The 11985-nt window shown below is 39.9% G+C and carries 13 protein-coding genes; 3 read left to right on the top strand and 10 right to left on the bottom strand.

What is annotated here, in order from left to right:
* The first annotated feature begins 226 nt into the window (after positions 1 to 226).
* Positions 227 to 1414, top strand: a complete 1188-nt coding sequence (locus HMPREF2758_RS03735) for a uroporphyrinogen decarboxylase/cobalamine-independent methonine synthase family protein (RefSeq protein ID WP_070609239.1) — start codon at positions 227 to 229, stop codon at positions 1412 to 1414.
* Between the two features lie 18 nt (positions 1415 to 1432).
* On the top strand, positions 1433 to 2293 hold the full coding sequence (locus tag HMPREF2758_RS03730) for a MetQ/NlpA family ABC transporter substrate-binding protein (protein ID WP_070609237.1): 861 nt from the start codon (positions 1433 to 1435) through the stop codon (positions 2291 to 2293).
* Between the two features lie 337 nt (positions 2294 to 2630).
* Here HMPREF2758_RS03730 and atpC read toward each other — a convergent pair whose 3' ends face one another.
* The 10 genes from atpC to galU all read right to left on the bottom strand — a co-directional run bounded on the left by atpC (position 2631) and on the right by galU (position 10889).
* On the bottom strand, positions 2631 to 3068 hold the full coding sequence (gene atpC / locus HMPREF2758_RS03725; RefSeq protein ID WP_070609235.1) for an ATP synthase F1 subunit epsilon: 438 nt from the start codon (positions 3066 to 3068) through the stop codon (positions 2631 to 2633).
* Positions 3052 to 4518, bottom strand: a complete 1467-nt coding sequence (gene atpD, locus HMPREF2758_RS03720) for a F0F1 ATP synthase subunit beta (protein WP_070609232.1) — start codon at positions 4516 to 4518, stop codon at positions 3052 to 3054. The genes atpC and atpD overlap by 17 nt, the downstream gene beginning before the upstream one ends.
* Before the next feature lie 7 nt (positions 4519 to 4525).
* Positions 4526 to 5449 carry an ATP synthase F1 subunit gamma gene (gene atpG / locus HMPREF2758_RS03715; RefSeq protein WP_070609230.1) on the bottom strand — a complete coding sequence of 308 codons (924 nt, stop codon included), beginning with the start codon at positions 5447 to 5449 and terminating at the stop codon, positions 4526 to 4528.
* Complete coding sequence (gene atpA, locus HMPREF2758_RS03710; RefSeq protein ID WP_070609228.1) at positions 5449 to 6984, bottom strand: F0F1 ATP synthase subunit alpha; 1536 nt, start codon at positions 6982 to 6984, stop codon at positions 5449 to 5451. The genes atpG and atpA overlap by 1 nt, the downstream gene beginning before the upstream one ends.
* On the bottom strand, positions 6981 to 7394 hold the full coding sequence (locus HMPREF2758_RS03705; protein ID WP_070609226.1) for a F0F1 ATP synthase subunit delta: 414 nt from the start codon (positions 7392 to 7394) through the stop codon (positions 6981 to 6983). The genes atpA and HMPREF2758_RS03705 overlap by 4 nt, the downstream gene beginning before the upstream one ends.
* On the bottom strand, positions 7378 to 7890 hold the full coding sequence (gene atpF, locus HMPREF2758_RS03700) for a F0F1 ATP synthase subunit B (protein ID WP_246823250.1): 513 nt from the start codon (positions 7888 to 7890) through the stop codon (positions 7378 to 7380). Before atpF ends, HMPREF2758_RS03705 begins: the two co-directional genes overlap by 17 nt.
* 14 nt (positions 7891 to 7904) lie before the next feature.
* Entirely contained in the window at positions 7905 to 8120 is a 216-nt protein-coding gene (gene atpE, locus HMPREF2758_RS03695; protein WP_006907559.1) for a F0F1 ATP synthase subunit C, read from the bottom strand.
* A gap of 22 nt (positions 8121 to 8142) precedes the next feature.
* Complete coding sequence (gene atpB, locus HMPREF2758_RS03690; protein WP_070609224.1) at positions 8143 to 8853, bottom strand: F0F1 ATP synthase subunit A; 711 nt, start codon at positions 8851 to 8853, stop codon at positions 8143 to 8145.
* Between the two features lie 272 nt (positions 8854 to 9125).
* Positions 9126 to 10007: a UTP--glucose-1-phosphate uridylyltransferase gene (locus tag HMPREF2758_RS03685; protein ID WP_070609221.1), complete on the bottom strand. Its 882-nt coding sequence runs from the start codon at positions 10005 to 10007 to the stop codon at positions 9126 to 9128.
* A 15-nt stretch (positions 10008 to 10022) separates the two neighbouring features.
* Complete coding sequence (galU, locus tag HMPREF2758_RS03680) at positions 10023 to 10889, bottom strand: UTP--glucose-1-phosphate uridylyltransferase GalU (protein WP_070609219.1); 867 nt, start codon at positions 10887 to 10889, stop codon at positions 10023 to 10025.
* Positions 10890 to 11067: 178 nt separating this feature from the next.
* On the opposite strand from galU, the gene HMPREF2758_RS03675 reads away from it, so the two are divergent.
* Positions 11068 to 11898, top strand: coding sequence for an LCP family protein (locus HMPREF2758_RS03675; RefSeq protein WP_070609217.1), 831 nt, complete (start codon positions 11068 to 11070; stop codon positions 11896 to 11898).
* Positions 11899 to 11985 lie beyond the last annotated feature (87 nt).

Raw genomic sequence — 11985 nt, 5'->3', positions numbered from 1 at the left:
GGTATTTTTGAGACTTGTGTCACAGCCTCATTCTTTAATTCGATAGACTGAACTGATAATCACGCTGTCAAAATCAACGAGACATTGATCCCAATCCCTTTATAAGGGGCCTGGGTTGTAATATTGATTTTGTTATAGTTATTACCTATAACTGATTCTTAAGGATCGATATTTCCCAAACTCCAAGAATTCCCTTATAGTGTAGCTATGACAAGGAGATGATCAAATGACGAATTATTCAAAACGATTTTTAACAGTGGGTTCTCTACTGCGACCGCAATCCCTACTCAAGTATAAGCGCGAGATTGAACAACGAGAAGATATCAGCTATCCCTTTTATCAGGATCTTCCGGGATATGAGGAAGCTGAGCAAGCTGCCGTTAAAGAAGTTGTAGCTAAGGAACTTGAGCATGGATTGAGCGAAATTTCGGATGGCGAGTACCAACGTTCCTTTTGGCATTTAGACTTTGTATGGGGCTTACAAGGGATCGAACGATTCATCTGTGATTCAGGTTATCATTTTTATGAAAAAGATGAAAAAGGGCATAAGCATGACTTCGAAACCCGTAAAGATATCGGACTGCGTGTTACTGGAAAATTATCCGGTAAGAACCATCCCTTTATTGATCACTTTAAATTGGTTAAATCATTGGCTCCTGATCATGTAAAGGTTAAGCAGACCATCTTTGCTCCAGGACATTTTTATTTTGAATTACTGGCATTAGAAGCAATCGGACAAAAAGATCAATATTATGAGGATTTAGCCACTTTTAGACAGGATGTTGTCAATGCCTATCAAGAATTCGTTAAAGAATTAGCAGAGGCAGGCTGTCAAATTATTCAATTAGATGATTGTGTTTGGGCCAGTTTTGCCGGTGAAGGGGATCAACTACACTTAGATTCATTAAATTTTGACTATTCAAACTTCTCTAAGCAGGATCTAGCCCAACAATTAATCGATCTTAATAATGCTGTAGCAGATTATGCTCATGAATTAGGTTTGAAAGTCTATGCGCATAATTGTCGTGGAAATTACGCTTCTCGTGCTTTTACAGAAGGAGCCTATACTGAAGTGGCAGAGTTTTTCTTAGCACGCCAGCACTATGATCGTTTCTTTTTAGAATGGGATGACGAACGAGCTGGAAGTATCGAAGCTCTTGCGGTCTTCAAGGACCGTCCAGAAGTAGAGGTAGTATTAGGGGTGCTATCTTCTAAAAGCGCTGGTTTAGATGATGAAAATCGTGCCTTAGCCTTATTAGAAGAAGCAAGCAAATATATTCCTAAAGAAAATCTTTACCTCTCTCAACAGTGCGGCTTCGCTTCTTGTGACTGTGGTAATGAATTAACAGAAGAACAACAATGGGCTAAAATTGACCAAGGTCATGAAATTGCCTACAAATTTTTTGCTGAATAAAAGAAAGACGGTGTTAATATGAAAAAATTGATAAAAATCTTAGCTTTAGCTTTACTTATCCTTACGAACGTTTTCCCACTATCCTTTGTTAATGCGGAAGATAAGCCCTTTGATGGCCAAAAAGTTCGCATTGGTGTTGTTGGAAGTGAAGATGAAGAAATTTGGAAAGATGTGGCCAAGCGTGCCAAAGAACAAGAAGGTATCGATCTAGAAGTCGTGCTATTTACAGATTATAATATGCCCAATCAAGCTTTAACGGATGGATCCATTGATTTGAATGCCTTCCAACATGATGTCTTCTTAGAAAATTGGAACAAAGAGAATAAAGGGGATATCGTAACTCTAGCCTATACGGTAGCTGTGCCAATTCGTATTTATTCAACAAAATACACTTCCTTAGAGGACTTACCTGAGGGCGCTAAAATTGCGGTTAATTCAGCGCCTACGAGTCTCAGCTATGATCTATTCAGCCTTCAAAGAGCGGGCTTAATCACTTTAAAAGACAACGGCGAACTCTTACCAACCCCTAGAGATGTTGAAGAGAACCCTAAAAATATTGAATTCGTAGAGTTAGAAGCTGCTCAAATACCAGCTGTAATTGAGGATGTGGATGCTGCTTTTATTGATGACTCCTTCTTAGAATCGACGCCTTTTGAACCTGCGGATGCGATTTATATTTATGGAGATACCCCTGAAACGATTAACCTCGATCGGGTTAATAATATTGCGGCTCGCGGCGAAGATAAAGATAATCCACTTTATCAAAAAATTGTGGAACTCTATCAAACGGATGAAACCAGCAAAAAGATTGAAGAGGTCAAACATGGCGGAGCTATTGCTGCTTGGGATTTAGTAAAAGAGGCTAAAAGTGCCCAATAACTAGTCATGAGCATCGTTAAACAGACTGCTTATTTAGAGAACTGAATAACAAAAAAGGCCCAAAGGATTGGAAAATCTTTTGGGCTTTTTGCTGTAAAAAATCATAATGCGATCAATTAAATAATGCATTAATAAATGAATAACGCCTTTAATCAGCCAATTCAAGAACAATTAACTGCTAAAAAAGAGTCTTTGATGCAGCATCAAAGACTCTCAAATAAATAGATCTGGCCAAGCCTGTCGTCATCAATCGCTTAAATAAAAAGCATTAAGAAAAATGTCGGTTTTTAAATCATTGAATGAGCCAACAGCATGGACTGGTAAACAAAAGGTGTATTTAACGATGACGGTGTTTCATCACATCAAGTTGATTCAAGGCTTTCTTGAGATCAAGCTCAGCCATCTGATAAGCACGAATATCTTGATTAATCTCGGCTTGCTTCATCGCATCTTCAGCCAATGTCTTCTCCATGGAGGTCCTAGCATCATCAATATCTCTGGCCCGAATTGCCATATTTGCAATGATATTGACCTCATTATCTCTGACTTCTAGCAATCCGCCATTGATCGCAATATAATCTTCGGGTGTTTCTTGATTAAAAGTTGTTACAATGACTGCCGAAATATCTAAGGCCGTCATCATTGCAATATGATCAGGCAGAATAGTCCGTCCTCCATCTACGGATTGAACATGGACTTTAAGCGCTTCTTCATTGTACACTAGACCATTTGGCGAGACAATCTGAACTTGCAGGCTCTTATTGGTCTGACTCATGCCAATCAACTCCTAATTTTTTAGCTTTGGCAATGGCTTCGTCAATATTTCCGACATTACGAAAAGCTTCTTCCGGTAAGTTATCATACTTTCCTTCAAGAATCCCTTCAAAACCAGCAATCGTTTCTTTGACACTGACATAAGACCCAGGAATTCCCGTAAAGGCTTCAGCCACATGGAAGTTTTGTGATAGGAAAAGTTGCATCCGACGAGCCCGTTTAACGGTAAGTTTTTCACTATCGCTTAACTCATCGACTCCTAAAATAGCAATAATATCTTTGAGATCCTCATAAGCTTGGAGGGTCTGTTGTACTTGGCGAGCGACCTTATAGTGTCGTTCACCTACAATCTCTTCCGATAGAGCAGAAGAAGAGGAAGCCAATGGATCGACTGCCGGATAAATACCTTGTTCGGTTAGACGACGTTCCAGGTTAGTGGTTGCATCCAAATGTGAGAAGGTCGTAGCAGGAGCAGGGTCTGTATAGTCGTCCGCAGGTACATAAACCGCTTGAATGGAGGTGATGGAACCAGATTTAGTTGAAGTAATCCGTTCTTGCATGGCCCCCATTTCAGAAGCTAAAGTCGGTTGATAACCCACGGCTGAAGGCATCCGTCCTAGTAGGGCAGAGACTTCTGAACCCGCTTGAGTAAAGCGATAGATATTATCAATAAAGAGAAGCACGTCTTGATGTTTAACATCTCTAAAGTGTTCAGCAATCGTTAGTCCAGACAGGGCAACCCGCATTCTAGCACCAGGCGGTTCATTCATTTGACCGAAAACCATGGCGGTATTTTTAGAAACACCGGACTCTCTCATTTCGCTGACTAGGTCATTTCCTTCCCGAGTCCGTTCACCAACCCCGGTAAATACCGATAAGCCGCCATGTTCTTGGGTAATATTATGAATTAATTCTTGAATCAAGACGGTCTTACCAACACCGGCTCCACCAAAGAGTCCAATTTTTCCTCCTTTTAGGTAAGGAGCCAGTAGGTCGATGACTTTAATTCCTGTTTCTAAGATTTCAAAGTTAGGGCTCAATTCGGAATAAGCAGGGGCTTGAGCGTGGATAGGAGAACGTGGAGTCTCCTTAGAAATAGCTGGTCCGCCATCAACCGTATCCCCTAAAACATTAAAGACTCGACCAAGGGTTGCATCGCCAACCGGCACTTTGATGGCCTCTCTTAAGTCAACAACAATCATACCACGAGATAATCCTTCAGTCGCTTCCATAGCGATCGTCCGTACGGTATCGTGTCCAATATCAAGAGCTACTTCCAAAATGACTTGACGGTGCTCAAAAACTAATTCCGTTGAAAGTTCGCCTTCAATATCAGCATCTGTTAAATCCGTGACAATAAGGGCGTGGTGGATATCAGGCGTTCCAAATTCGAGAGGAAAGGAGACATCCACAACCGGACCGATTACTTGGGTAATGTGTCCAATACGCATGCGTTATTTACCTTCTTTCTTTTTGTTGAGCTTGAGCACCAGCAACAATTTCGATGATTTCATTCGTTACTTTGACTTGTCTTTCTCGATTGTACTTTAATCTTAATTGGTCAATCATAGAATTAGCATTGTCTGTTGCAGACCGCATTGCGGACATGCGAGAAAGGTGCTCAGCGGTTTTGGCCTGAAGAAGGGCACCATAGACATTAGACTCTATAAATTGAGGAATTAATCCCTCTAGAACTTCTTCAGCACTGGGTTCAATTATATAAACTTGCTCTAAATTTTCTTTTTTATCCTTTACTTCTTGAGGATCTACCCGGCGGTTGAGTGCCACAACAGGTAGCAATTTATCCACACCAAATTTGGAACTAGAACCGGAGGCGTAATGATGATAAACCAAATAAAGAATATCGACCTCTTTTTCTACATAAGCAGAACGTAATTGTCGAATAAAATAATGGGCTTCTTCATAGGTGGGTTGGTCAGAAAGGGGATAATAGCTACGGGCAATTTGATAGCCAGCATCCTTGACATATTTTTCACCAGTATGTCCCAAAGTGTAAAAATAAAGTTGATCTTTGGAATAATCAGAATTCTTTAGCCACTCATCTAAGCCATGTAATAGGTTGCTATTATAAGGGCCGGCTAATCCTTTATCCGTGGTCACTAAAAAGATCCCAACTTTTTTAATCGGACGATCCGTAATAAGGCTTTTGATATCCATTTTATTAAAGTTAGGGGGAGTGACTTTCAAGGTGTAATAAAGTTGATCAATGGTATGTCTTAGATAGTCAATATATACTTGATAGGATTGAGACATCTCAAGCAGATGATTAACCTTATTGCGCGATACCATTTGCATAGCATTTGTGATCTTCGCGGTCTTTTGAGTTGCAAGGATCCTCTTTTGAATTTGGTTAAGCGCCATTATTCATCACTTCCTGCTTCAATGGATAAATTATGGCTGAGTTTAAAGGACCGACTGACATTACTCAATATTTCTTGAAGGGCGTCTTCATCACTGATAGCTTGATTGTTTTCAAGATTCTTAAGTAAGGTCATTTCATTTCTTTCTAGATGGTCCGTCAACTCTAATTCAAACTCGTGAATTAAATTCAATGGAATATCATCATAGAAGCCATGACTTAAAGCAAAGAAGTTTACGATTTGAACGCCAGCTCGCACTGGATGGTGAAGCGGTTGTTTGAGGACTTCCACAATGCGTTGACCGCGATTCAATTGACGAGCGGTCATTTCATCAATATCAGAACCAAAGGACGAGAAGGCCTCTAATTCACGGTAGGAAGCTAAGTCCAATCTTAATGTCCCAGAAACTTGCTTCATCGCTTTTAACTGAGCAGATCCGCCCACACGAGAAACGGATAGTCCGGCATTAATCGCTGGTCGAACGCCAGAGAAGAAGAGGTCACTTTGTAAGAATATTTGTCCATCAGTAATCGATATCACATTGGTTGGGATATAAGCAGAAATATCGCCGGCTTGAGTCTCAACAATTGGAAGTGAGGTAATAGACCCGCCACCCAATTCGTCGGATAGTTTAGCAGAACGTTCTAGGAGGCGTGAGTGTAAGTAGAAAATATCACCAGGATAGGCTTCCCGACCAGGTGGTCGTTTCAGCAAGAGCGACATTTCACGATAAGCAGCTGCTTGCTTAGATAAATCATCATAGATAATTAAAACATGCTTTCCTTGATACATAAATTCTTCCGCCATCGCTGTTGCGGCATAAGGTGCAATATAAAGCATTGGAGCCGGTTTTGAGGCAGAAGCCGTCATTACAATGGTATAGGGAAGAGCTTGATAATTATTCAAGGTTTTAACGATGTTTTTAACGGTCGATTCCTTTTGTCCGATGGCAACATAGATACAAATCATATCCTTGCCCCGTTGATTAAGAATGGTATCAATCGCTAAGGATGTTTTCCCAGTTTTTCGGTCACCAATAATGAGTTCCCGTTGTCCTCGACCAATCGGTACGAGGGAGTCAATGGCCTTAATCCCAGTCTGTAAGGGTTTTTTAACCGATTGACGTTCCATTATGCCCGGAGCAGGTGCTTCAACAGGACGAAAAGATGTGCTTTCAATAGGGCCTAAGTCATCAATTGGACGACCTAATGAGTCGACAACCCGTCCTAATAGGGCTGAACCGACAGGCACCTCCATGGTTTTATAAAGTCGGTGAACAATGTCTCCTTCATGAATATGTTCGTAGGAGCCAAATATGATAATCCCCACTTGGTTGCCTTCGAGATTTTGAACCATTCCAATCGTTCCATCCATGAATTCAACCATTTCACCGTACATGGCCTGGTCCAGCCCCTTACAAAAAGCAATTCCATCTCCAATATAAGATACGGTTCCGACTTCCTCCATCTTGTCGACTACCTGATATTTTTTAATACGATCTAACACATCTTGCGTAAAATCTTTTTCTAAGGTCATTCAATCACCTCTTCCGTTTGAATGTTCTTAATTTCTTCTTTAATTTGATGCAGCATATTTTGACCGGAAAGGTCGTAGTAGAAGCGTTCACTTTGAATCCGTAATCCAATGATCAGTGATGGATCAACAATGGTAATAAAGGATTGGACGTCTTGCTTTGTAATTCGAATAAATTCTTTTAAAATTCGAATCTTGTCATTCTTTTCCAAAGGAATCGCTGAAGTTAGAAAGACCCGATCTCCAAGGGGGACTGGTTCATCCTCACTAGCTTCCGGTAATGGTAATAAGCCTAATTCTTCTAGAACTTCTTCTAATAAATCATCTTCATATTGAACTGAGCGATTATCACTGGCTGCTAGTAGTTCAAGATCATTTAAATTTTGACTTGTACGTTTACTTGGTTTGTTCATCGGCTTGCTCCAATCTTTGGATAAAACGTTCAATCATTTGCCGATGATCTTGGGTACTTACTTCACGTTCCAAGACTTTTTCCGCCATTGCTGAAGCCATTGTAACCACGGATTCTTGCATATCTCGAGCAAAACTTTGACGTTTTAATTCGAGGTCTTCCTCAGTAGACTGAATCAAGTGCGCCTGCTCTTGGTAAGTCTCGGAAAGAATGGTATCGTGTAGTTTTTCAGCTTCTGCGTTTGCTCGACGAATAATCTTATTGGCTTCAATTTGAGCATTCGCTAAGCGTTCTTCCAACTCAGTCTTTGTTTGTTCACTGGATTCTTTAGCTTTAGCCGCCGCAGAAATATCCGATTGAATTTTTTGTTGACGATCTTCAAGGTTTTTATTGAAGGGTTTCCAGGCAAAATGATAAATAACAAATAACAAGATTGAAAAAGATAAGAGAGTCAGCAGGCCTTCACCTACGATTAATGATGAATTCAATGATGTCACTCCTTTATTTATGATTAATTCGAGAAGATTAAGATAAAGGCGATAACTACCGCCATAATTGGGATAGCTTCAATTAATCCAACCCCTAGGAACATTAATGTCCGAATCTTAGAATCAAGTTCAGGTTGTCTAGCGACCGATTCAATCGTCTTAGAAATAACCAATCCGTTACCAATCGAAGCACCTAATGCAGCTAAACCAACAGCTAATGCAGCAGCTAATGTATTCATATAAATAAAACTCCTTTAATTGTTAATTTTTTTCAATTTTATGTGATAAATAAACCATGGTTAAGGTTGTGAAAATATAGGCCTGAATAGCTCCAATAAAGACAGAAAATCCTTGCCAAGCAAATTGCAAGGGGAGGGCAAGCGGCCAAGTTACTGGCGTAAAAGCCATGGCAAAGCCAGCAATTAAGCCAAGCAAAATTTCACCAGCGAAAATATTACCAAACAAACGTAAGGCCAGGGTGGTTGTATTAATCGTTTCTTCAACCACTTGAATCGGTAATTTAACGAGATTGGGGGTTAAATAAAAGTTCTTAAGATGTCCCAATAAACCCATTTTTTTAATGCCCATTAGATGGCCCGATAAGATTGAGATCACAGCTAGCGTAACCGTAACGATTGGATCTGCCGTTGGGCTACGCCAGTAAGAATATTCATGACTCTTAATTAAAAAGGGGAGTCCAATCATATTCGCGACAAAAATAAATAAGAGGAAAGTCATTCCTAAAACGACATATTGGGGTTTGTGTTGCCCCAAGGTCGAATCACAAATTCCTTCAACAAATTCAATAATGGATTCCATCATAACTTGGGCTTTAGTCGGTCGATCAACCGATAAATTGTGACTGGTCCACAAGCAAAAACCTAAAACAATCAGAATAACGATGAGCATTGCCAATAAGGTATTTAAGTTAAAGGACAGACCTAAAAAATTGACAATGGGCGTCTTTTCCATTTACATCCCTTCTTTCCAAAGCAATATGGAGTTATTTTACGCCTTTACTTAAAATTTTCAAGGCAATTGACTAAATTTTTAGCCACCCCTACCCATTATAGAATTAAATACTTGAATTGCAAATAGTCTTCATGGCTATCATAAAGCTATTTATGCTTATTTTAAGCCGAGTATGTATCATTCTAACTAATTGTCTCAAATAATTGTTAGAAATTAATTTTAACGCCAAAAGAGACTGTCACTCAATGAGTACAGTCTCTTTTATTAATCTTCTATAGGGTGGGGATTAATTGTTTGAGATAAGCCCTAAATTCATCTTTAATTTCGGGATGCTCTAAAGCAAAATGAATGGATGCTTCCAACATTCCTTTAGGATCTCCTACTTCAAACCATTCTCCTTGATAATCATAGGCCAATAGAGGATGGTCTTTTGCATATTGAATGAGGGCATCTGTTAATTCGATTTCGCCGGTGACTCCCGCTTGCAATTGGTCGAGAATGGGGAAGATGTCCGCTTTTAGAATATAACGGCCAGCTGCAGCCATATCTGAATTAACTTTTTGGTCAGGCTTCTCGATCAATCCCTTGATGCGATACATCAAATCTTGATCCATGGAGTCCACTTCTAGCATGCCGTAGCGTTTGGCTTTACTTTCATGAACCCGAACACCCGCAATAATAGCTTGGTTCCATTTTTGATAGAGTTGAATGAGTGATTGAGAAAGATTTTCTCCTTTAGTAATATCATCACCTAATAATAGAAGAAATGGATCCTGTCCAACAAAGGTTTTGGCGTGGAGAACCGCATCCCCTAAGCCCTTAGGATATTGTTGGCGGGTATAATGAATGGTTAAATTAGAAGTTTGAGTCGCTAATTCTAGTAATTGATGCTTGCCTTTGGACTTTAAATTTTGCTCCAAAGCAAAGTTGGCATCAAAATGATCTTCAATTTCCTGCTTACCTTTTCCAGTGATAATTAATATGTCTTCAATTCCTGCCGCAATCGCTTCTTCCACAATAAATTGAATGGCCGGCTTATCAATAATAGGTAGAATTTCTTTAGCAATCGCTTTGGTTGCTGGTAGAAACCGTGTCCCAAGACCGGCTGCTGGAATCACAGCCTTGGTTACTTTTTGCTGTTTTTCATGAGTCATAATGGTCTCCTCTCATTAATCAAGCTTTAGACTTTTTAAATAGTCGATTAGCCCAGGACGAAATTCCTCTTGGGAGAGGGCATAGTCGATCATGGTTTGCATATAACCTAATTTATTTCCGACATCATAGCGTTTCCCTTTAAACTCTAAGGCAAAGACACGTTGGGTTTGATTAAGACGGTCGATGGCATCGGTTAGTTGAATTTCATTTCCAGCACCTTCCTTTTGTGTCTCTAATCGATCAAAAATCTCTGGCGTCAGTAAGTAACGACCGATAATTGCCAAATTAGACGGCGCTAAATAGGGGGCTGGCTTTTCGACAAACCGCTTAACATTATAGACATCTTTTTTATATTCCCGTTCTGGATCGATCACACCGTATTTATCAGTTTCCTCAGGATCCACGGGCATCACAGCAATCGCTGAAGCATGTGTTTCATGGTAGAGTTGAATGAGTTGTTGGGTTAGGGGAATGGTATCCGTCATTAGGTCATCACCTAGCATGACGACAAAGGGCTCATCACCCACAAAATGCTTAGCTTGCAAGACCGCATGTCCCAAGCCCTTTGGGTAAGACTGGCGGGTATAAAAAAGATTGATCTCATTCAATTGTTTAATCTTTGTCAATAATTCGGCCTCTTCTTTTTCAGCCAAGGCATATTCCAATTCTTCATTCGCATCAAAGTGATTTTCGATGGGGCGCTTGGATCGACCAGTAACAATCAGAATATCTTCAATTCCAGACTGAATGGCTTCTTCAACTATAAATTGAATCGTCGGCTTATTGACTATCGGAAGCATTTCTTTCGGCATGGCTTTAGTAGCCGGTAAAAAACGAGTCCCTAAGCCAGCAGCAGGGATAACAGCTTTTCTAACTTTCATATTAGTGGCCTCTCTATCATTTTTAATCATCTAAAGGCTATTGTAACGGACTTTTATAGGGGCTTCAAGCTTCTTACATTGCTTATAAAAATGAAAAAAGTATGATATTATCTGCTTAGGACTAGTCGATGACTAAAAAAATGGCTATAATAGGTCTATCTTCAGAAAGGAAGTTATTATGAAATCATTTAATAAGTTAGTTATCGTTTTTTTGGCTCTTGTCACATTTACCATGAGCTTGTTACCAAGTGTCTATGCCACAGACTTTAATAAGCCTTTTTCCATTCTATTAATGGGGATTGATAGTGGTGGCCTGGGACGGACTGAAAAGGGTCGTTCAGATGTAATGATGGTAGCAACCGTTAATCCGGATACGCAAGAAATTGCGGTTACTTCAATTCCTCGCGACTCCTATGTTGAGATTCCAGGACGCGGCATGGATAAGATCAACCATGCTTATGCCTTTGGAGGTCCCGAATTATCCCTACAAACCGTCAAAAATTGGTTAGGCATCGAGCTGAATGATTATGCCGTAATCGATATGCAGGGGTTGGTAGATATGATCGACTCAGTGGATGGCATTGATATTGTTCCTCCAGAAAGCTTTGAGATTGATGGTTATCAATTCGAAGAAGGTAAGTCCATTCATCTTGATGGCGATAGTGCCTTAGCCTATAGCCGTGAACGTTATAATTCGGGTGGCGATTATGCTCGTCAAGAACGTCAAAGACAGATTATTCTTAGCTTTATTGATAAAGTAAGACAAGAATCGAGCGATATTCCTTCAATGATCAGTGTCGTCAACTCTCTACGGAAGTTTGTTGACACGAATGTCTCCATGATTGATGTTGGTAAATTTGCTTTGAAGCATTCTGATTTTAATCCAAACATTGAATTTAACCAATTGCAAGGTCAGGGCTTTAAAAAAGATGGCGTTTATTATGAACAAATTGACGAGTCCTCACTAGCCCAAATCAAAGATGTAATGACTCGTCTTTTAGAGAACTAGGAATTTTAAGCATTCCAATCCCGTTAACTACTTAACCTAGCTGTTATCTAGTATCTCATTTTAAAAATATTAGAGGCTGCGACGCTT

This window comes from Facklamia sp. HMSC062C11 (assembly GCF_001810675.1).
Classification (GTDB): domain Bacteria; phylum Bacillota; class Bacilli; order Lactobacillales; family Aerococcaceae; genus Facklamia; species Facklamia hominis.
Note: the sequence above shows the minus strand (reverse complement) of the source record. Positions and strands in the feature narration are given on the sequence as shown.

Excerpts from the sequence above, each read along its gene's own strand:
- atpG (WP_070609230.1), bottom strand. The coding sequence starts at position 5,449 with ATGGCGCTTAACCAAATTCAAAAGAGGATCCTTGCAACTCAAAAGACC.
- atpA (WP_070609228.1), bottom strand. The coding sequence starts at position 6,984 with ATGACCTTAGAAAAAGATTTTACGCAAGATGTGTTAGATCGTATTAAA.
- atpC (WP_070609235.1), bottom strand. The coding sequence starts at position 3,068 with ATGAGTCAGACCAATAAGAGCCTGCAAGTTCAGATTGTCTCGCCAAAT.
- HMPREF2758_RS03675 (WP_070609217.1), top strand. The coding sequence starts at position 11,068 with ATGAAATCATTTAATAAGTTAGTTATCGTTTTTTTGGCTCTTGTCACA.
- HMPREF2758_RS03705 (WP_070609226.1), bottom strand. The coding sequence starts at position 7,394 with ATGAACAAACCAAGTAAACGTACAAGTCAAAATTTAAATGATCTTGAA.
- galU (WP_070609219.1), bottom strand. The coding sequence starts at position 10,889 with ATGAAAGTTAGAAAAGCTGTTATCCCTGCTGCTGGCTTAGGGACTCGT.
- HMPREF2758_RS03685 (WP_070609221.1), bottom strand. The coding sequence starts at position 10,007 with ATGACTCATGAAAAACAGCAAAAAGTAACCAAGGCTGTGATTCCAGCA.
- atpD (WP_070609232.1), bottom strand. The coding sequence starts at position 4,518 with ATGCGTATTGGACACATTACCCAAGTAATCGGTCCGGTTGTGGATGTC.
- atpB (WP_070609224.1), bottom strand. The coding sequence starts at position 8,853 with ATGGAAAAGACGCCCATTGTCAATTTTTTAGGTCTGTCCTTTAACTTA.
- HMPREF2758_RS03730 (WP_070609237.1), top strand. The coding sequence starts at position 1,433 with ATGAAAAAATTGATAAAAATCTTAGCTTTAGCTTTACTTATCCTTACG.
- HMPREF2758_RS03735 (WP_070609239.1), top strand. The coding sequence starts at position 227 with ATGACGAATTATTCAAAACGATTTTTAACAGTGGGTTCTCTACTGCGA.
- atpE (WP_006907559.1), bottom strand. The coding sequence starts at position 8,120 with ATGAATACATTAGCTGCTGCATTAGCTGTTGGTTTAGCTGCATTAGGT.